We start from the raw sequence: 19,654 nt of genomic DNA on the forward strand, positions 1-19,654 counted from the left end.
TTATTTACTTGCCTGCGGAGTGGTAGTGGCCGCGTACTTTTGCTGCCACTGCGGATAGGTTTTGGACAGCAGCTTCGCCGGCCAGGTGCCCGCGTAGACGTAGCCCGCCCGCCGCTCGTTTTCTATTTCAGCCAGGGCGTAATGCACCTTGCTGTCGCGCCCTACATAAATCGGGCGGTTGGTTTCGAGTTCGTAAAACCGGGCCCACAGCGTGGCGCCGGGCTCGGGTACTATCACCCGGTCGCGGCCGGTGGGCTGTTTCGGGTCTTTGATTTCTTTGAGCGCCAGGTTCGGCATCTTCACTAACTCGAACCATGCTACGGCGCTGGTAATGGCTTGCTTCACCTCCGCCGAAGGGTTCTCTAGCTCCATCAGAAACTCCACGATGCGCGCCGACTCGAAGCCGCTGAGCGAGGCCAGCTCGAAGGCGCGGGCCTTGGCGGGCTGCAAGGTTTTTTCGTCGTGCTGCGCGCACCAGGCCGTGCGCTTGCCGCGTTGCACATACTGCGTTTTGAGGATGCAGTCCACGCCCCGGTCCACGGCTTGCTTGGCCTGCCCCACCAGGTCCGGATTCACTAAGGCAAACTCGCCTTGCTGCTTGGCCACGGCCCGCAGCAAGTCCAGCACCCGCACCATGGCGTTGTCGTTGTAGGTGATGAGGTGGCGGTAGCTGCTGGCATCGGGGTAGTACTGCGGGAAGCCCCCGTTGGGATACTGCATCTTCAGCAGGTACTGAATGCCGCGCTCCGCGCCCTGCCGATACGCCGGGTTGTTGGTGCGCTTGAAGGCCTGCAACAGGTAGGCGATTTCGCGGGTGGTGGCGTTGTTGTCGATGGTGGCATCGGTGCGGCCGGCATCGGCCAGCGTACTGGCCCGCTTTGCTGCCGACAAGGGTTTGGTGTAATCCACCTTCTCCTCTACTCCGGCAATTTTTACGGCTTTGGGCCAGCCGCCCACACTGCGCTGGTACACCAGCATTTTTTCCGCTACGCTGTCGGCCTGGTCGGCGCGCAGGTTGGCGGCTACGGGCACCACCGAGTTGGTGTTAGCCAAGTTGGACGGCGCCAGGGCCACCGTGGCCTTCTTGCCCGATACCGGATACCAGCGCCCGCCATAGGTCCAATCGGCCGTGATTTTCGAAGCTTTGGGCGCTCCTTCCGCGGCGCTCAGGTTGTCTTGGTGCCAGGCGTAGTCGCCGCCGTCGCGGTGGCAGTTCATGTAGTACACGCGCCGGCCCCATTGCTTGGCACCCGGTCCAGATTGCGCCCAATAAATGTCGGCGTCGGCCATGTTCTTGGCGAACTTGCAGTCCAGCAAATAGAACTGCGCCTCGCGGTGGAAGCGGCCTAATTTAAAGTTGTCGTCGCCTTCAAACACGCAGTTCTTTAATACCGTTTTCGAGTCCTTGTTGCCGGAGCCGTCGTGCCAGATGGCGGCATTAGGGTTGTGGCAGATAAAGCGGCAATTTTCGGCGTAGGCCCACCCGCGGGGGCAGTAGAAATCGACGCCGCCTTCCAGGGTGCAATCCTGGAAGTAGTACAGGCCCGCGTCCACATCCCACGGGCTAACGGTGTCGCCGCCCAAGGCCCGGAAAGTGCAGTGCTTCACTACAAGCCGCGTGGTGCCGGGCATGGTGCGCAGCGCCATCTGGTGGCCGGTTTTGCTGATGGTTTTCTTTTTGGTCGGGTCGGTGGGGCAGTCGATAACTACTTCGCCTTTCGCGTCGAAGCCGTAGGTGTTGAGTACCGTCAGGTTTTCGAGAATGATGTCGGGGGAGTTGCGCAGGTTGAGCGTGGCAACGCCCCAATCATCGGCGCCAGCCACCGGGTCGCAGCGCCATTCGTCGCGGGCTAGGGCGTAGGTTAGGATGACGCCTTTTTCACTTTGCCCCTTAAGGATAATCTGTTGCTTGCCATCGAGGAATACCTTTTCGCGATAGGTGCCATTTTTGATGTACACCGTGCGCGGCTTGCTGGCTTGGTTGGGCAAGCTGTTGAGGGCGGCCTGGATGGTCCGGAAATTTCCCGAACCATCCGCCGCCACCGTCACCTGCTGAGCCCGGGCTGAAAAGATCCCCATCCCCCCTATTCCCGTCAGCAGGAGCAGTAGATTCTTGCAATATGTTTTGAACTGAATGTGCATAAATAAAAGCCCACCGGGCTAAATGAAATCTTCGCGCATGGGGCTGAACGTATCCACCAGCATGCCCGCTTCCAGGCATTCCACGCTGTGCCACACGTTGGAGGGTGCGTAGAACACATCACCGGGGCGCATCACCCAAGTTTCCTCGCCCACCGTCGCTTTAAACACGCCGCTCTCCACGTAGGTAATTTGCGTGTGCACGTGGTGATGCAAGGCCCCAATTCCGCCCTGCTCGAAAGCCACTCGCACCAGCATCATCTGCGAGTCGTAGGCCAGCACCTGGCGGCGCATACCTTCGGCCACCTGCATCCAGGGCTGGCTGTCGTTATCAAGCTGGAAATTGGTTTCAGTGGTTGGCATAAGAGGCATATCGATTCTGCTATTTAGTTTTTGAACGTCATGCTGCGCATGTGGCACATCAAGCCAGGGTGCGCCACATGCGCAGCATGACGGTTAGGTTGGCAATGTCAGCAGCTAGGATACTCGCTTAGCTCGTGCGCCAAGCTGGAGCTTAGCGTTACTAGCTTAACGAAGCTGGTCGATGGTAACAGGGTCCATGTCGGTGTATTCCAGGTTCTCGCCGGCCATACCCCAAATGAACGTGTAGTTGCTGGTGCCGCAGCCGGTATGAATCGACCACGGCGGCGAGAGGATGGCCTGGCCGTTGCTCACCCACAGCGGGCGGGTTTGCTGCGGCTGTCCCATCATGTGCAGCACGCGCTGGTTTTCCGGCAAATCGAAGTAGAGGTACGCCTCCATGCGCCGGTCGTGCACGTGCGAGGGCATGGTGTTCCACACGCTGCCCGACTTAAGCCGGGTCAGGCCCATTACCAGCTGGCAGCTCTGAATTCCTTCCAGGTAGATGTACTTGTAGATGGTGCGCTCGTTGGCCGTTTCGGGCGCGCCGAGGTGCACCGGCGTCGACTCGGCCTGCGTCATGCGACGGGTGGGGTAGGCCTGGTGGGCCGGCGCCGAGAGCAAGTAATACTTGGCGGGCTGGCTGCTGTCGGCCGAGGCAAAAACAACCTCCTGCGCGTTCTTGCCTACGTAGAGACAATCCTGGTTGCCGAGCTCATACAAGGTACCGTCTACGGTCACGTGCCCGAGGGCGCCCGTGTTGAGAACACCTAACTCGCGGCGCTGCAAAAAGAAGTCGGCCTTTAGGTTCTCCGGATTCGGCAGCGTAAGCGGCTCGGTTGTAGGAGTCGCGCCGCCCACGATCATGCGGTCGTAGTGGGTGTACACCAACTCGATTTCACCCGCGACAAACACGTTTTCAATCAGGAAATTTTCCCGTAGCTCGTCGGTGTTCATAGCCGCTGTTTCGCGCGGACTGATGGCATATCGTTGGGTCATGAGGTGAAGTTGCGAAGTTGTGAAATTGTGAAGTGATGCTTGACCTAGACGATTATTGTGAAGTGTAAATCCGGTGCTTTTAGCTGCGCATTCTGAACGCCAAACTCACTATTCCACAACTTCACAATTTCACCTTTACCGTCCCATCCAGCCGCCGTCGACGGTGAGGATGGTGCCGTGGATGTAGTCGGCGGCCGACGAAGCTAAGAACACGGTGGGACCTTTGAAGTCGTCGGGGGTGCCCCACCGATTGGCGGGGATGCGGCTCAGGATGCTTTGGCTGCGGTCAGGGTCGTTGCGTAGAGCTTCGGTGTTGTCGGTGGCAATGTAGCCGGGGGCAATGGCGTTGACGTTGACACCGCGGCCGGCCCACTCATTGGCCAGCGCTTTTACTACCGAGCCGATGGCGCCTTTGCTGGCCGCGTAGCCCGGCACGTTGATGCCGCCCTGAAACGTGAGTAGCGAAGCCGTGAAGATGATCTTGCCGTGGCCTTGCTTCAGCATCTGGCCGCCAATGGCGCGGGCCAGCCGGAACGGGGCATCCAGGTTGATGGCCAACACTTCGTCCCACAGCTCGTCGGCGTGTTCGGCGGCGGGCGCGCGCTTGATGGTGCCGGCGTTGTTGATCAGGATGTCGATTTGCGGAAAGTCCACCTGTACCTGCATCAGGAAGGCATCGACTTGCTCGCGCTTACTGAAGTCGGCCTGGTAGGCTTTGAAGTCGCGGCCCAAGGCGCGGACGGCTTGTTCGGTTTCGCTGCCTTCGAGGGCCAGCGAGGCCGATACGCCAATAATATCGGCGCCGGCTTCGGCCAATCCGATGGCCATGGCCTGGCCGATGCCGCGAGTGCAGCCCGTTACCAGTGCGCGTTTGCCAGTCAAATCGAAGGAAGCCGCCAGAGCCATGCGAATAGGAGTATGTAAACTTTTCGAGAGAAAATGATGTACTTTCCGTACATCGTACGGCACATCGGTTCTGTTAAGATTAAAAGTTGTGTGCGCCAAAAGGAAGAATAGCACAATGTTTATTCGCGCAAACGTTATCGGGAACGTTGCCGAGGCGCGGGCCGAGGAAGAGGAGTCGTTGGGTTTAGATGAATTCAACCCGCTATTTATACTTTCAGCCCCGCAAGCCCCTCTCTACTGCTTTTTAGCAGGTATTGCACTTTCGAAAGCCCACCCCTCTACCCCACTCGTTCCAAATCCGTCCTCACGTTGGAAACATTTACGATTAAAGACATTGCCCGCGAGCTCAACCTTTCCACTTCTACCGTGTCGCGCGCGTTGCGGGGCAGCTACGAAATCAACCCGGAAACCAAGCGGCTGGTAATGGAGTGCGCCGAGCGGCTCAACTACCGGCCCAACCCCATTGCGCTCAGCTTGAAAGGCAGCTCTAGCCGGGCCATCGGGGTGATTGTGCCCCAAATTGCCAACTACTTTTTCTCGCAGGCCATCAACGGCATCGAGGCCATTGCCTACAACCGCGGCTACCACGTCATCATCTTCCAAAGCCAGGAATCCTACGAGCGGGAAATGGCCAACGTCAACCAAGCCATGTCGCGCAAGGTCGACGGTTTGCTGATTTCCTTGTCAAGCGAAACGTCCGACGTAACGCACCTGCGCGACGTAATCGACAAGAACGTGCCGGTGGTGCTATTCGACCGAGTGTCGGCGGAGCTGAACGTGACACAGGTGGTGGCCGATAATTTCGGCGGGTCCTTCGCCGCCACCGAGCACCTGATTCAGTCGGGCCGGCGGCGCATTGCGCACCTCACCATTCAGCCCTGGCTGAGCATCACGCAGGAGCGCCTGGCCGGCTACCGTGCCGCCCTGGAAAAGCACGGCCTGGCGTTCGACGAAAACCTGATTCGCTACGGCACCTTCGGCCCCGATGAAGTGGGCCCCATGGTAGACGAGCTCATGGCCCTCGACCCCATTCCCGACGCCTTCTTCACTGCCTCCGACCGGTTGGCCATAGGTTGCCTGAAAGCCTTGCACCAACGCCAGCTGGCTATTCCGGAAGACGTGTCGCTCATTGGTTTCACCAACCTGAACGTGGCCGATTTGCTGGCTCCTTCCTTGAGCACCGTCGTGCAGCCCGCCCAAGAAATCGGCCAAGTGGCCGCCGAGCGACTGATAGACCTAATCGAGAACAAGCAGCGCGCCAAGCCGGTCAACACCGTCAAAATCCCAACCGAGCTTATCGTGAGAGATTCAACGCGCCTGACTGAGGTGCTTAGTGCTTAGTAAGCCACTTTGACTTGGCTTTGTGGATTATAAAAAAGGCCGGTTCCTGATGGAATCGGCCTTTTTTATAACCTTATGTAGTTCGTTCTGCGTGGACCTCACCCCCTAGCCCCCTCTCCAAAAGAGAGGGGGAACTAGCTTTAAAACTAGATTCTAAAGTAAACGGTGTATTCTCAACAGTACTACTAGCACTAGTTTCTAGAGCTAATTCCCCCTCTCTTTTGGAGAGGGGGCTAGGGGGTGAGGTCCACGCGGAGGGCGACCACTTAACGCCTAAAATCAACGTTGCAGCAACCAAGTCGCAAGGTCTTTACCGGCTTCGAAGTTGTCGAAGGTATCGGGGATTTTGCGGCCGTCGGTGTACTCGTTGTACAGCCACGGGTCGCCGATGGCGAAGACGGTTCCCTTGCCCACTTTGGCGGTGGCCATGATGACGTTGCTGCCCGTGCTGACGAGGGGCGTAGCCGGGCTTTTCAGGTTCAGCACCGAAAGCTCTTTTATGTAGGCGGTTTTAGCGGTTTTGAATACAGCGTTGCCAGCCGGGAAATTCACCTGGCCCTGCTCGAATTGGTCGCCTTTCACCATGTTCATGCTGGTATTGGTGAAGGTGATGCCAAACGCCTGCGCCAGGGTATTGAAGTGCGGAATTTCGCAATTCGAGGTGTCGTTGGCCATCAGCACCAGCGTTCCCCCGGCTTTCACCCAATCCGTTACGGCTTGCACGTCGGCGGGCTTCACGAAGTTGGGCTGCGGCGACTCTTTCTTGCTGTCCGGGTCGACGATGATGTATACGTTCACGCCTTTCAGCGCGGCGGCGGTGGGGGCGGTAGGTACCGTGACGGTTTTGGCGCCTAGCTCCCGGAACTGATTGCCCCACAGGTAGAAGCCGCCGTGCGTGCGCTCTTCCCACGTGTAGTGCCAGCTTTCTTGCTCTCCGCTAAGGCTGTTCTTGCGGGTTTCGTGGTTGAAGTAGTTGTCTACGGCTACGGTTTTGCCTTTGCCTAGCGCGTTTTCGGCGGCAATTTCCATTTCCACGCTGGCCATAATAAACGGCCCGACGCCTTTCAAATCGTTTTTGCGCAGCGGCTCGCTCAGGTAATACTCGAAGCTCCCGTCGCGGTACGGGGTGCCGCCGAGGCCGCCCACGCTCACCGTGCCGTTGAAAGCCAGCGCATTGCCGGCATCCGTCGCCACGAAGGTTTTCAGAATTCCGTCGTAGCCTTTCTTGGCCACGGCGGCATACTTGCCGTCGAGGTAGCCCATGCGTGCGCCTTTGGCCAGCGCATACACAAACATGCTGCTGCCCGAGGCTTCGGCGTAGTTGCCTTTGCGCGCGGCCTGGTCTACCACCAACGACCAAGTACCGGTTTTGGGGTCCTGGTACTTCGCCAGCACCGGGGCCAGGCGTTGCAGATCTTTGACGAGCTGCGCCCGTTGGGGGTGGTTGGCGGGGAAGTAGTCGAGCACGTCAACCAGCGCCATGGCGTACCAGCCCATGCCCCGGTCCCAAAAGTTAGGCGACTGGCCGGTGGTTTTGTTGGCCCATTTCTGCTCTTTGCTTTCGTCGTAGCCGTGGTAGAGCAGGCCGGTTTTGGGGTCGACTAGGTTCTTCTCGACAAGGGCGAACTGCTTGGCTACATCATCGAAGCCGGCGGGCTGGTTGAACAGTTTGCTGTACTCGGCATAAAACGGCTCGGCCATGTACAGGCCGTCGAGCCACATTTGGTTGGGGTAGATTTTCTTGTGCCAGAAGCCGCCGGCTTTGGTGCGGGGCTGCCCGTCTAGCTGCTTGCGCAACAGCTGCGCTGCCTTGCTGTACTTCTGCTGCACCGCCTGGCTGCCCTGCGATACTTGGGTTAGCGTCAATAGCGCGTGGCCGGTGGTGAGGTTGTCGAGGTTGTAGTCTTCCAGCTTGTAGGTGCGGATGTTGCCATCGGACTGTACGAACTGGTCGATGTCTTTCTGGATGTACTTGTAGTAGCGGCCGTCGCCGGTACGCTCCCACACCCGTTCCAGCGCCTTCATCATCAGCCCCTGCTCGTAGTCCCAACGGGTGGTTTTGCGGGTACCAATCACGATGGAATCGGGGTACCAACTGATGAAAGCATCGGCCATGCGCTGCGACATGGCCGGGGTGGTAGCCGGCTTGGCCGCGGTTTGCGCATGAGTGGTGAAAGAGGCCAGCAGCAAGCCGGTGGAAAGGAAGCGGCGGAAAGACATGAAGCGGAAAGTAACACCAAGCTGGAGCTTGGTGAATCGTTGAATGATGAAAATGAAACCTGGGTGTACTAAGTGGCTATCCAAATAGGCACGATTTCTTGTCATTCCGACATTCCGCGTATCAAGCGGCGAGAGAAATCTGAGTGAAACCGTTGACCGACTTAACTCAAATTCCTCACGCCGCTTGATACGCGGAATGTCGGACTGACAGTTCCTATTCAAATAGGTTATCAAGGTAAATGGTAAACCGGAACAACTTCTTGCGCCGTCACCCATTCAGCATTTATTTCACCAAGTAATTGAAAAAACAGAAAACTCTGGCGGCGCAGACGACTCGCCAAGCAGGAGCTTGGCGTTACAGCCGCGAAACTGTCACCGCTTTCTTGGCTACTCTCTGGCCCATTTCTACGTCCTTTTTGGCACCTTTCGTGTTGGTGTTAACCAGCTTTACTGCTTTGCTTCGGTCACCCGTCACGCGGAGCAGCAGGTCGGCGCCGGTGGCGTAGCGGATGTTGTCGAGGGTGATGTTTTGGCTGTTCTGGACTTCCAGCACGGGCTTGGTATTGGTGGAGAACAGGGCCACATTTTTCAGGCGGATGCCGCTGGCTTCCTGACACACAAGCCCTTTTTCACTTTCCAGAACGGCGTTTTCAATTTCTACGTCCTTCACGTTCATCTCCGGCAAGCCGCGCACCAAAATGCCGGTGGCCGCACCTTTGCAGGTCACGTTCTTGATGCGGAAGCTGCGGAACTGCGGGGTGCCCTCTCCAAGCGGCTCGGCCTTGATTTCAGGAATAGCAAAGGCGTCCCCGTTCACCTGCACCGGGTCTTTGGCGGCGTAGTACATGTCGAACAGAATGGCCTCGCCGGCAATATCGGTCATGTCGACGCCATCGACGAAGATGTTTTCTACCACGCCGCCCCGGCCACGAGCCGTTTTGAAGCGCAGACCTACATCGGTGCCGATAAACGTGCAATTATTCACGTACAGGTTGCGCGCCCCACCCGACATTTCGCTGCCAATCACGAAGCCACCGTGGGCGTGGTACACTTTCGTGTCGCGAATGATGAAGTTCTCGGTGGGCACGCCGCGCTTGCGGCCCTGCTCGTCGCGGCCCGACTTGATGCAGATACCGTCGTCACCTACGTCGAAGGTGCAGTTTTCTACGAGGCCGTTGCGGCAGGATTCCAGGTCGAGGGCGTCGGTGTTTTGGCCGTACCAGGGGTTGCGGACCGTTACGTTGCGCAGCGTCAGGTTGTCGCAGAGCAGCGGGTGGATGGTCCAGGCGGGCGAGTTTTGGATGGTGAAGCCTTCGAGCAGAATCTGCTTGCAGCGTTGCAGGCTGAGCATGTTGGGTCGCAGGAAGTCCTTGATGTCAACGAAGTCGGCAATGTCTTTGCCGGGCTGTAGGATGCCCGGCTTTTCGGTGGTAGAACCTTTCAACGACTGCGCCGAGGGGTACCACACGCCCCCTTTCGCATCCACCACCCCACCCGATTTCACTAGCTTCTGCCACTGGCCTTCGCTCAGCTTTTCCTTTTTCACCATGCGCCACGAGTCGCCGGCGCCATCGAAAACGCCTTCGCCGGTAATGGCAATATTTTCCAGGTCGGTGCCGGAAATAGGCGACTGGTTGCGGACGGCATCCACGCCTTCCCAATTGGTTTTTATTAGTTTGAAATCCGACAGCTTGTTGCTGAACTGCACCAGCGCGCCGCGCTGCACGTGTAGGTTCACGTTGTTTTTCAGCTCAATGGGGCCGGTGAGCCACAAGCCGCGCGGCACCAGCACCACCCCGCCTTTTTCACTGCATGCCGCTATGGCTTTGCGGAAGGCTTCGGTGTTGAGTTTCTGCCCATCGGCCACAGCGCCGTACTTCACAATGTTGAACGTGTCCTTGTTGAACGAAGGCTGCAACACCACCGGGAGGTCGAAGGTGTACTTGCCCTCGAAGCTCAGGGGGCGCAGATGGCGGGCAATACCTACGTTCAGCTTCTTCACATCCTGCGCCACCAGTTGCGCCACCCGCTCGGCACCGTACGCCGAGAAATGCGTGTTGTCAAGCTTAGGTGCGTTGGCGCCGTTCTGGTAGCTCCAAAACAGCTGCTGGCTACCAACGGCGCCGAGCTGGCTGTACAGCGCCCAGCTGGTTTCGTGCAGGTCGATAACCGGGACTTTCTGCGCCTTGGCCACTTCCTTCACCACGCCGGGGTACTCGCCATGGTCGTCCATGCGCTTGCCCGACTCATCGAAAAACCGCCGCCCTACCGGCGTGAGCAACACCGGATTCGCGCCTTTGGCGCGGGCTTCCTGCACGTAGCGGGTCAGATTCTGGCGGTAGTCGGTTTGGGGAGCGGCGTAGCGGGAGGAGTCCTCTTTCTTTTGGTCGTTGTGCCCGAACTGGATAAACACCCAATCACCGGGCTTTATTTGCTCCAGCACTTTCACCCAACGGCCTTCGGTGCGGAAGTTGCGGGTGCTGCGGCCGTTCACAGCATGGTTGCGCACCACCGTACCGGCATCGAAATACTGCTGAAAATACATGCCCCACCCGCGCTCGGCTTTATCCAACGGCTTATCGGACATGGTGGAGTCGCCCACCAGAAAAATCTGCACCTGCTTTTCGGCCGCGGGCCGGAAGGCGAAGGTGAAACTGGTAAGCAGGGCAATAAGGCAATAAGCGAGTTGTTTCATAGCAATGACATCAGTTGCCAGTTGTGAGTTACCGGTTGCCAGGTGCAGGTTATCAAAGACTTAACTATCGTAACGACCTACAGCTAGCGACTGGCAACTCAGAGCTGAAAAATCAACGGTACTCGGCGTACGGTATTCAGTGTTTTGAGTGAATTCAACTTTGTTGATAATGGCATTGAATTGGTGCTGCGGAATAGGCCGCACTTGTTGGTCTCAGGCCGGAGTAGCTGCACACAACTGAACGGCAGGTAGCACTAAACCGTGTTCCATAAGACTGAAATGGAAGTGAAGGGTATAACTGAGTTAGTGGGGCTGGCTCAGATTATTATCGGCAAAGGCAGCTCCATTCTATAATAGTAAGGGAGTAGACTCCCTTCAAACCAGTTTGCCATCGGTTTTTTTATGCAATCGTTATCGGCAACGTTGCCACCGGTTACGTGGTAGCAAATCAATTCCTTAGCAGTCGTTGGTTTTAGCGACGGCAACAAAACCGTTTTTACCTTGGACGCAAAGAGGCTACCTCGGCTTGCTTTCCATCCTATTTGTCTTCTTTCATGAAAGCGCTCCTGCTGATCGATATTCAGAATGATTTTGTACCTGGTGGCGCCCTGGCCGTGGCCGACGGCGACGCTATTATCCCATTAGTCAACGCGTTGCAGCCACGCTTCAAGCTGGTGGTAGCCACGCAGGACTGGCACCCGGCCGGCCACGGCAGCTTTGCCAGCAGCCACCCCGGCCAGCAACCCTTCCAGCAAATCGACCTGCACGGCCTGCCCCAAACCCTCTGGCCCGACCACTGCGTGCAAGCCACGCCCGGCGCCGAGTTTCACCCCACCCTCGACCAGCACCGCATCGAAGCCATCTTCCGCAAAGGCACCAACCCCGCCATCGACTCCTACAGCGGCTTCTTCGACAACGGCCACCGCAAAGCCACCGGCCTCACCGAGTACCTGCGTGGCCGCGGCGTGACTGAAGTGTACCTAGCCGGCCTAGCCGGCGATTACTGCGTGTACTTCTCGGCTAAAGATGCCCTGGCGCAAGGCTTCGAAGTGTACTTCGTAGAAGATGCCACCCGCGCCATTTCCGCGGAAGGCTACGCCCAAGCCCGCGCCGATTTGCAGGCCCATGGCGCCCATTTCGTGTCGGCCGCCGAGATGCATTGAGGCAGCTTATTAACCCAAGTTGCCTTTAGTTTTAGGACGTAAGACAAAACCAAGATTTTGTCCCGTTCTTTTCACCTTTTTGTTTTCGGACAACCATCCCGGCGGGCTACCCTAACAGCGGGAGCAGGTGCCAGCCTATGGGCCGATTCAGGACCCGTCGGGGTGCGTGCGCACAACTCAAATAGAAATCCAGGCTCGGAGCCTATTAGCAAGGTAGCGAGATGGCAAACGCAGGGTTGTCCAGGAGCAGCTAACCCCTCTCTTCTTTATGTACACCTACTTTCTAGGCATTGACGTGGGCAAAGAGACGCTCGATGTCGCCCTGCTCAGCGCCGACCATCAGCTGGTCGAGCAGCATCAACTACCGAACGAGCTGCCCGCTATCCGGCGCTGGGTCAAGGACCTGAGTCGGCGCGTGCCGGGCTTCTCACTGGCCCACTGCCTCGTGTGCCTCGAGCACACGGGTCTCTACAACCGGCCCCTGTTGGCGGCCTTGCTGGCTTTAGCCGTGCCGGTCTGGGTCGAGCGAGCGGCCCACTTGAAGGCCTGCATGGGCCTGGTGCGGGGCAAGACTGATAAAGCCGATGCCGAGCGCATTGCCCGCTACGCTGCCCGCTACCGCGACCAAGCCAAGCTCTGGCAGCCCGCCCGCCCCGTGCTGGCCGAACTCGACCGACTGCTGGCCCGCCGTAGCCGGCTGGTGAAGGTCATTCGGATGCTGCAAACACCCCTGAGCGGCAGTCACGGCTTCTTTACAGCGATGGAGCAACGGGCCGAGGAACGCGGCTGCGCTAACTCGCTGGCCGCCTTACGGGCCGATGTACAGGCCGTGGAGCGCACCATTAAAGCGCTGCTACGCGACGACCCGGCTTTGGCCCACCTCTACGAGCGCCTGACTTCCGTGCCAGGTATTGGGTTGGTCACGGCGGCGGAAGTACTGGTGACGACCAACGAGTTTATCGCCAGTACGGACGCCAAGCAGTATGCCTGCTATGCGGGGATCGTTCCCTTTGAGCACAGCTCCGGCCAGCGACGGGGCCGGCCCCGGGTGAGTCACCAAGCCAATAAGCGAGTGAAGATGCTGCTGCACCTGGCCGCGCTGGCGGCTGTGCGTCACTGCCCGGCCCTAAAAGCATACTACGAGCGAAAAGTGGCCGAAGGCAAAAACAAAATGCTAGTGCGCAACAACGTGCGCAACAAACTCGTCCACCTCATTTTTGCCTGCGTCCAGCATGACCGAAATTATGACAAAAATTATGCGCCTGCCCTTGTTTGAACCATAGAAATCGGAATAGCAATACCCGCAGAGTGGCTTCAGGTTTGTATCCTCAGGCTTGCAGCAGGTCCCGCGTTGCGGAGCGGCACCAGAGATACGTCAGCTGGCTAGCGCTTGTTCCTTATAATTGACTTAGAGCAGTTCTTGGGTAAGGGTGGGGTGTTGCTCTTGTCGAAACCCCACTCCCGGACACCAACCGAGAACCGCTCTAAGCTGTAGTTTTCCTGCTTGAAAACCAGCTATATCGTAAAATCTGGAGGCTAAGTAACACTCGTTTTTAGCGTGCCAGAGCCGCCGATTTTGTACCAGGTAACTGGGCAGGGTTGCCAGCTGAGGCACTGTTTACAGGGCGGTTTCGCTTTGTAGGCAAAACTCCTTCAGTAAATCGAGCACTTTGTTTTCGGGTTGCGTTGAAGAGGCCGCCGGGAAAGTTGGGTCGCTCGGGTTGAAACGACCTAGGAGGCGCTCGAAATCCTCGGGAGAAGCCGTGGTGAAGCCCATCGACTAGTCGGGGAAAGTACGCTGTGCAATCTTTCCGTCTGAGAGCTTGAAGATCCGGGTGTGGCGGATATCCTGCTCGATTAGCTGGTAGAGCGCCGTAACATCTTCTTGGTCGCCTTCCAGCACCTGTATGATGTTGTCGCCGCAGAAGACAAGCATGCCCATTATACCACGTCTGGTATTTTTTGCTCTCGACTTCAGCAAGATAGATTTCAAACTCTGCTCGTCCAGATGGCCTGCCATTGAACTTAGATATACAATATGATGCATTGGTAATTACTTGTTTCCTTGAGCCTTAAACTTCTGTTGAGCGTGTTTTTACCGGTGTGCGGAGAGTAGCGCGGAGGCCATAGGAAACTATAGCAAACCACAGGGAACCTGCTGCGCGACAAGCCCCGCGAGTGGTTGGTCCTGCGCCTTGTGCCTCTGTTGCGTTAGAGCTTGCACTGCTCGTCGCGGAATAGGCTTTTTATGGCGTCTGCGGTACTTTTATCTAATTCTAAACTAAATAGAGTTGGTTAAGAACAGCTATCCGTATACAGTTGACTTGATGACGTAAGTTGAAAAAAAACAAGAGTTATGTTACCTGTCCTTCCTCAATAACAATGCCTTACAGCTAGATTATATGTATTTATAACGGCATTTCAGACTACAAATAAGTATTTACACGAAACTATATACAAAGGCGCAAAATTGCAGTTTACTTGGGTAGCCATACAGCTTGCTTAGGAGCTGTTACTTTAATGCTGTCAGGCAAGAATAGACAGCAAGCAACCTTTCGCATTGGAGCCGGGTACTGCCAGGTAAATCGGCTTACTGCACATGAAACTGAACCTACCAGAACTTCTGCCTGATCAGGCAGAGGCTGTTTTGCATACCCTGGCTTTAGTGGCAGGCGCTTTAGCAGCGGGATTGTTTGTCAAATTCATTGTTTTTCGGGTGCTACGGGCGTACAACAAGCGTGAGACCACACTTCTCTCCCACTCTGTGGCTCTCCATCTGAATACCGCCAGCGCCTACTTCTTTCCGGTGCTGGCCGTGTTGTTTGTGTTGCCGCTGGCACCGCTAACGCCCAAGCATTTGGGCGTGCTAGAGCGCATCGTGGTAACCGCTTTCGTCGTCACGTTTGCGTGGGGGCTGGTAAAGACCGTGGACGTGATAGAGGACCTGGTGAAGCAGCATTACCAGCTCGATGGCGACAACAACCTGCAGGTACGCAAGCTATTCACGCAGCTGCAGTTCGTGCGCAAGCTGGTGGTTTCCTTGATTATCTTCGTGGCTACTGCCCTTATCCTGATGAGCTTCGCTACGGTGCGCCGCATCGGGACGGGGCTGCTGACCTCGGCGGGAATTGCCAGCGTTATTGTGGGCTTTGCGGCGCAACGCTCGATTGCCAACTTACTGGCGGGCTTTCAGATTGCTTTCACGCAGCCCATTCGCATTGATGATGTGCTGGTGGTGGAGGGCGAATGGGGACGGGTCGAGGAAATAACGTTCACGTATGTGGTGCTGCGCATATGGGACGAGCGGCGGCTGGTGCTGCCCATCAACTACTTCATTGAGAAGCCTTTTCAGAACTGGACCCGCACCGCGTCGCAGCTCATCGGCACGGTCTTTATCTACACCGATTACACGTTGCCAGTTGAGGAAGTACGAGCCGAGCTGAAACGCCTCGTCGAGAAGAATCCGCTTTGGGACCAACGTGTGTGCGTGCTGCAAGTCACCGATTCCAAGGAACGCACCATGGAACTCCGGGCCCTGATGAGCGCTTCCAATTCCAGCCGCGCCTTCGATTTGCGCTGCGAAATTCGGGAGCAGTTGGTGGCCTTTATTCAAGCCAAGTACCCCGATAGCCTGCCCAAAACCCGCACCACCACGGACGCGTCGGAGCCGCCTTTTCTGCCCACCGGCGCCGTAGCCGAGGCCAGCTGAGCAGCAACTAAAATCTTCACGGAGGGCACTCAGCGCCTTCTTTTCGGGTTCTGTAAGACTGCCTGTTTACCAGCTTCCATCTACTATAAACTTTAGGCCCGCGCTTGGCTGAAGCTCAACCGTGAATGGTGCTGCCGTATCTTAGCAGGTTCCTACTTATCTGGCGTGCTGCCAGGTTGCTACAGCATGCCTATTCTCTTCGCCGACTTTATGATTCAGTTAGAATACTTCACGCCTGCCGACTTTCAACAACTTATTGGCTGGATTCAGGACCCCGAGCTGCTCCAAAATTGGTCAGGTTCACTGTTCAGCTTTCCACTCACTGAAGACAAGCTAGCCTGGTACCTAGAAGGCACCAACAACCCACCAGAATCCGACGCCCTCGTGTACAAGGCTGTCGAGTCAAAGAGCGGTGAAACAGTAGGACACATTTCGCTCGGCGGCATCAGCTACAAAAACAATTCAGCCCGGATCAGCCGGGTGCTCGTGGGCAACACGACGGCCAGAGGCCGGGGCGTGTGCCAGGGCATGATAAAAGCGGTGCTGAAAATCGGGTTCGAGGACTTAGGTCTGCACCGCATCGACCTCGGCGTGTACGACTTCAACAAGGCCGCCATTACCTGCTACGAAAAGTGCGGCATGAAGCAGGACGGCATCATGCGGGATATTCTAAAGCACGACGATGCGTACTGGAGTCTCATAGAAATGAGCATGCTCAAACACGAGTGGCGCGAACTACACGGCAAGTAACGCCAAGCTCCGGCTTCCGCGAACGAGCGAAGCGAGTAGCCGGCACCGCGCTCCTTGCACCAATGCCAGTACCGTGAAGCTTCCGCTTCCGCGAACGAGCAAAGCAAGTATCCCGCGTTGGCGCAAAATGCGCGGTGCCGGCTACTCGCTTTGCTCGTTCGTGGAAGCTTCACGGTACATTACGTCCAGTACTGTATGGGGGCGTTGGGGAAGCGTTGCTGCCATTCCTCGTAGAAGAACTGCTTGAGCGGACGCATGTCGTCGGGCTTGAAGACGTACTTCACGCCGCCGAACTTATTGCGTTTGGCCGCCCGGATGCTTTCGTCGAAGTTGAGGGACGTGTTAGGATACCACTCGCGCAGCACGTCGCGGGAGCCGGGCGTGAAGCGGTGGGTGATGAACTCCACGGTCAGGTCGCAGCCGAAATCGAGGGCGGCGGCCACTCGGTCGAGCAGATTGGTGTAATGCTCGCGCCAGTCGGGAACAAGCATGATGGGCGCTAGTACTACGCCTACCGGGTAGCCACCCCCACCCTGCTCGACGGGCAGCGCCAGCTTGCGCAGTGCCTGGATACGGGCTTCCACCGAGGCCGTGCCGCCTTCCATACGCCGGGCCACAGGCTCGGCATTAAGGCTGACGCGGGCGCGAGTGTGGCCTTGGTGCGGCAGGTCCAGGAGCGAATCAACGTGGTCGTACTTGCTCACGAAGCGCAGCCGCGAGCCTTCGCGGGTGCCATAGTACCGGATGCACTCAGCCAAGCTACCCGTCAGGTGCTCGATGCCGAGCACGTCGGTGTAGCAGCTCACCTCGAAGCTGGTAAGGCGACCGGGCTGCTCGTAGTTGGCCGTGTTTTCGAGGAGTTGAGGCAAGTTGGCAAACACGCGCACTACGGGCGGCCCCTGCAGACTACCAGCCAGGTAGCAATACTGGCAGTGGGCAGGACAGCCCTCGGCCAAGTTCATCTGCCAGTCGGCCGAAGGCGGCGTGGGCTGCAGGCGGAAGGCCCCGGCGGGCGCCTTCACCACGGCCAAGGTATTCTTGGCATTGCGGTAGGTTTCACGCGCATCGGCACCGCGCAGGTTGGTAAGGCGGTTGCTTTTCAGCACTTCCACTTCCAAGTCATGCGCAGTAATCCGCTCGTAGATCTGCTGACCAAAGGGCTCGTCGAGCGCATCGGGGGTGAAGAGCACGCGCTTCGGCAGCCACAGCTTAGCTGACTTGGTAAGGGGTTCCGGCATGAGAACCGGAGCAGGTGCTGGCTGATCGAATAAGGGCAATACGGGCAGTGAATCGAACATGAATAAGGCGTATTTGGTAGCTGTTGATAGAACACCAAACCCGGCCATATAAGTCCCTAAAACCGCTTAAATACCGCAAATTTCCGGGTTTTTAGATGAATTTATACCACTGAAAATGAGCGTTTTATAGAAATAAAGCAGACCCTAGCCCGTCCTGCAGAAACGCAGCCGAAGCGTCTCGCGTGCTGATGCTGGCGTACTGATCAGACGTCAGCACCCGACATGCTTCGACAAGCGGACGCCAGATCAAGCCGGACGTTCTATGGTGCCCCTTTTATGCCATTACCTACCGATTCTACTATCGTTACCACAACAGTAACTATCCACCGTAGAAGCTCTCACGGCACCTTTTCTGCTTCTTTCGACGTAACCTGGAATTCCGTTTCTCTGATTCTTGTTTTCTCTAATCCGCCCCGGCCTGATGTTTTCCTCATTGCGCCGGGGCGGCTCCTGAAACTCTGTCTCTCAACCTATGCCTACCAACGATATTTCACCTGACCAGCCCGTAACCGACGTCATTCTTATTGGCGCGGGCATCATGAGCGCCACCCTTGGGATGATGCTCAAAGAGCTGGACCCCAACTTAACTATTACCGTATTCGAGCGGCTCGACGTGGCCGCCGCCGAAAGCTCCGACGCCTGGAACAATGCCGGTACCGGCCACTCGGCCTTCTGCGAGCTAAACTACACGCCCGAGCGCCCCGACGGCTCCATCGACATCAGCAAGGCTCTGAAAATTGCCGAGCAGTTCGAAGAGTCCAAGCAGTTCTGGTCTTTCCTGGCCGAGCGCTACGAGGTGAAAGATATTCAGCGCTTCATCAACCACATCCCGCACATGAGCTTTGTGTGGGGGGCCAAAAACGTAGAATACCTGCGCAAGCGCCACGCGGCCCTCACGCAGTCGGCCTTGTTTAAGGGCATGTTGTTTTCCGAGGACCGGGAAGAGCTTCAGCAGTGGATGCCGTTGGTGATGGAAGGCCGCGACCCGCAGCAGCCTGTGGCCGCCACCCGCATGGACTTGGGCACCGACGTAAACTTTGGCTCCCTCACCCGGGGCATGTTCAATTTGCTGCAAGTGAAGCCCGGCGTTACGTTTCACTTTCACCACGAGGTGCAGAAGCTGCGGCAAAAAGAAGACGGCGCCTGGCGCATCAAGGCCAAAAACCTGACTTCGGGCGAGACAATCAAAATACGTGGGCGCTTCGTGTTTATCGGGGCTGGTGGGGGCTCGTTGCCGCTGCTCGAGAAATCGGGCATCCCGGAGGCCAACGGCTTTGGCGGTTTCCCGGTGAGCGGGCAGTGGCTGAAGTGCATCAACCCGGCCGTTATTGCGCGGCACGAGGCCAAGGTGTACGGCAAAGCCGCGGTTGGCTCGCCGCCTATGTCGGTGCCGCACCTGGATAGCCGCATGATAGAAGGCAAGCGGGAGCTACTGTTCGGACCCTACGCCGGCTTCAGCACCAAATTCCTGAAAACCGGCTCCTACCTCGACCTGCCGGGCTCGATTCAGCTCAACAACCTGCGGCCCATGATTATGGCCGGCCTGAAGAACATTCCGCTCACCAAATACCTGATTCAGCAGGTGCGTCAGTCGCCGCAAGACCGGGTGGAGGCGTTGCGGGAGTATCTGCCCGAGGCCCGCGCCGAAGATTGGGAACTAGCCATTGCCGGCCAGCGCGTGCAGGTTATCAAGAAAGACAAAAAGGAAGGCGGCGTGCTTGAGTTCGGCACCGAAGTGGTAAGCGCCGCCGACGGTTCTATTGCGGCCTTGCTCGGTGCCTCGCCCGGCGCTTCCACGGCCGTAAGCATCATGGTCAACCTGATTCAGAAGTGCTTCCCGCAGCAGTCGGCCACGCCGGAATGGCAGGCGTGCTTCCGCGAAATGCTGCCCTCCTTCGGCAAGTCGTTGGCCGACGCCCCGGAGCTGGTAGCAGAAGTTCGGGCCCGGACGAATACGGTGCTGGGCTTGAACGTGGAGGTTGTCTAAACCTACTTCTGCAGAGCGCAAAAGGGGCGCTACGGTTCGCAGAAGAATATTCTTCTGCGAACCGTAGCGCCCCTTTTGCGCTCTGCA

General features: G+C 57.4%; 15 protein-coding genes. 6 read left to right on the plus strand and 9 right to left on the minus strand.

Translation table 11 applies throughout. The annotated features are described in order from the left end of the window. The 4 genes from pelA to VF639_RS04505 all read right to left on the minus strand — a co-directional run bounded on the left by pelA (position 1) and on the right by VF639_RS04505 (position 4,404). Entirely contained in the window at positions 1-2,079 is a 2,079-nt protein-coding gene (gene pelA, locus VF639_RS04490) for a pectate lyase (RefSeq protein ID WP_331144685.1), read from the minus strand. A gap of 81 nt (positions 2,080-2,160) precedes the next feature. After that, positions 2,161-2,502 (minus strand): cupin domain-containing protein, encoded by a 342-nt coding sequence (locus tag VF639_RS04495; protein WP_331144686.1) that lies wholly within the window; start codon positions 2,500-2,502, stop codon positions 2,161-2,163. A 165-nt stretch (positions 2,503-2,667) separates the two neighbouring features. Next, positions 2,668-3,498, minus strand: coding sequence for a 5-dehydro-4-deoxy-D-glucuronate isomerase (gene kduI / locus VF639_RS04500; RefSeq protein WP_331144687.1), 831 nt, complete (start codon positions 3,496-3,498; stop codon positions 2,668-2,670). 135 nt (positions 3,499-3,633) lie between these two features. After that, on the minus strand, positions 3,634-4,404 hold the full coding sequence (locus VF639_RS04505) for an SDR family oxidoreductase (RefSeq protein WP_331144688.1): 771 nt from the start codon (positions 4,402-4,404) through the stop codon (positions 3,634-3,636). Between the two features lie 309 nt (positions 4,405-4,713). Between VF639_RS04505 and VF639_RS04510 the strand changes: the two genes are divergently transcribed. Then, positions 4,714-5,745 carry a LacI family DNA-binding transcriptional regulator gene (locus VF639_RS04510; RefSeq protein WP_331144689.1) on the plus strand — a complete coding sequence of 344 codons (1,032 nt, stop codon included), beginning with the start codon at positions 4,714-4,716 and terminating at the stop codon, positions 5,743-5,745. A 279-nt stretch (positions 5,746-6,024) separates the two neighbouring features. Here VF639_RS04510 and VF639_RS04515 read toward each other — a convergent pair whose 3' ends face one another. Both VF639_RS04515 and VF639_RS04520 read right to left on the minus strand, forming a co-directional pair. After that, positions 6,025-7,965, minus strand: a complete 1,941-nt coding sequence (locus tag VF639_RS04515) for a glycoside hydrolase family 88 protein (RefSeq protein WP_414654656.1) — start codon at positions 7,963-7,965, stop codon at positions 6,025-6,027. Positions 7,966-8,320: 355 nt separating this feature from the next. Then, the gene (locus VF639_RS04520; RefSeq protein WP_331144690.1) at positions 8,321-10,660 is read right to left on the minus strand and encodes a glycosyl hydrolase family 28 protein; all 2,340 of its coding nucleotides are present in this window, start codon (positions 10,658-10,660) and stop codon (positions 8,321-8,323) included. A 554-nt stretch (positions 10,661-11,214) separates the two neighbouring features. Between VF639_RS04520 and pncA the strand changes: the two genes are divergently transcribed. Together pncA and VF639_RS04530 are read left to right on the plus strand one after the other, a co-directional pair. Then, complete coding sequence (pncA, locus tag VF639_RS04525; protein ID WP_331144691.1) at positions 11,215-11,823, plus strand: bifunctional nicotinamidase/pyrazinamidase; 609 nt, start codon at positions 11,215-11,217, stop codon at positions 11,821-11,823. Between the two features lie 268 nt (positions 11,824-12,091). Continuing rightward, a complete protein-coding gene (locus VF639_RS04530; RefSeq protein WP_331144692.1) occupies positions 12,092-13,099 on the plus strand; it encodes an IS110 family RNA-guided transposase in 1,008 nt (335 codons plus the stop codon). A 342-nt stretch (positions 13,100-13,441) separates the two neighbouring features. Here the strand turns inward: VF639_RS04530 and VF639_RS04535 are convergent, their stop codons facing one another. Both VF639_RS04535 and VF639_RS04540 read right to left on the minus strand, forming a co-directional pair. Beyond that, entirely contained in the window at positions 13,442-13,600 is a 159-nt protein-coding gene (locus VF639_RS04535; protein WP_331144693.1) for a hypothetical protein, read from the minus strand. A gap of 3 nt (positions 13,601-13,603) precedes the next feature. After that, complete coding sequence (locus VF639_RS04540) at positions 13,604-13,870, minus strand: BLUF domain-containing protein (RefSeq protein WP_331144694.1); 267 nt, start codon at positions 13,868-13,870, stop codon at positions 13,604-13,606. 717 nt (positions 13,871-14,587) lie between these two features. On the opposite strand from VF639_RS04540, the gene VF639_RS04545 reads away from it, so the two are divergent. Together VF639_RS04545 and VF639_RS04550 are read left to right on the plus strand one after the other, a co-directional pair. Continuing rightward, a complete protein-coding gene (locus tag VF639_RS04545; RefSeq protein WP_331144695.1) occupies positions 14,588-15,532 on the plus strand; it encodes a mechanosensitive ion channel family protein in 945 nt (314 codons plus the stop codon). A 186-nt stretch (positions 15,533-15,718) separates the two neighbouring features. Then, on the plus strand, positions 15,719-16,282 hold the full coding sequence (locus VF639_RS04550; RefSeq protein WP_331144696.1) for a GNAT family N-acetyltransferase: 564 nt from the start codon (positions 15,719-15,721) through the stop codon (positions 16,280-16,282). 179 nt (positions 16,283-16,461) lie between these two features. Here the strand turns inward: VF639_RS04550 and VF639_RS04555 are convergent, their stop codons facing one another. Beyond that, entirely contained in the window at positions 16,462-17,484 is a 1,023-nt protein-coding gene (locus VF639_RS04555; protein ID WP_414654657.1) for an SPL family radical SAM protein, read from the minus strand. 568 nt (positions 17,485-18,052) lie between these two features. Here VF639_RS04555 and VF639_RS04560 point away from each other — a divergent pair. Beyond that, a complete protein-coding gene (locus VF639_RS04560; protein ID WP_331144698.1) occupies positions 18,053-19,567 on the plus strand; it encodes a malate:quinone oxidoreductase in 1,515 nt (504 codons plus the stop codon). The last annotated feature ends 87 nt before the right edge of the window (positions 19,568-19,654 follow it).

The sequence above is a fragment of the Hymenobacter sp. genome, assembly GCF_036387835.1.
GTDB lineage: Bacteria > Bacteroidota > Bacteroidia > Cytophagales > Hymenobacteraceae > Hymenobacter.

What these genes read in the sequence shown, in the direction of transcription:
- pelA (WP_331144685.1), bottom strand. Translation starts at nt 2,079, where the DNA reads ATGGGGATCTTTTCAGCCCGGGCTCAGCAGGTGACGGTGGCGGCGGAT.
- VF639_RS04495 (WP_331144686.1), bottom strand. Translation starts at nt 2,502, where the DNA reads ATGCCAACCACTGAAACCAATTTCCAGCTTGATAACGACAGCCAGCCC.
- kduI (WP_331144687.1), bottom strand. Translation starts at nt 3,498, where the DNA reads ATGACCCAACGATATGCCATCAGTCCGCGCGAAACAGCGGCTATGAAC.
- VF639_RS04505 (WP_331144688.1), bottom strand. Translation starts at nt 4,404, where the DNA reads ATGGCTCTGGCGGCTTCCTTCGATTTGACTGGCAAACGCGCACTGGTA.
- VF639_RS04515 (WP_414654656.1), bottom strand. Translation starts at nt 7,965, where the DNA reads ATGTCTTTCCGCCGCTTCCTTTCCACCGGCTTGCTGCTGGCCTCTTTC.
- VF639_RS04520 (WP_331144690.1), bottom strand. Translation starts at nt 10,660, where the DNA reads ATGAAACAACTCGCTTATTGCCTTATTGCCCTGCTTACCAGTTTCACC.
- pncA (WP_331144691.1), top strand. Translation starts at nt 11,215, where the DNA reads ATGAAAGCGCTCCTGCTGATCGATATTCAGAATGATTTTGTACCTGGT.
- VF639_RS04530 (WP_331144692.1), top strand. Translation starts at nt 12,092, where the DNA reads ATGTACACCTACTTTCTAGGCATTGACGTGGGCAAAGAGACGCTCGAT.
- VF639_RS04535 (WP_331144693.1), bottom strand. Translation starts at nt 13,600, where the DNA reads ATGGGCTTCACCACGGCTTCTCCCGAGGATTTCGAGCGCCTCCTAGGT.
- VF639_RS04540 (WP_331144694.1), bottom strand. Translation starts at nt 13,870, where the DNA reads ATGCATCATATTGTATATCTAAGTTCAATGGCAGGCCATCTGGACGAG.
- VF639_RS04550 (WP_331144696.1), top strand. Translation starts at nt 15,719, where the DNA reads ATGCCTATTCTCTTCGCCGACTTTATGATTCAGTTAGAATACTTCACG.
- VF639_RS04560 (WP_331144698.1), top strand. Translation starts at nt 18,053, where the DNA reads ATGCCTACCAACGATATTTCACCTGACCAGCCCGTAACCGACGTCATT.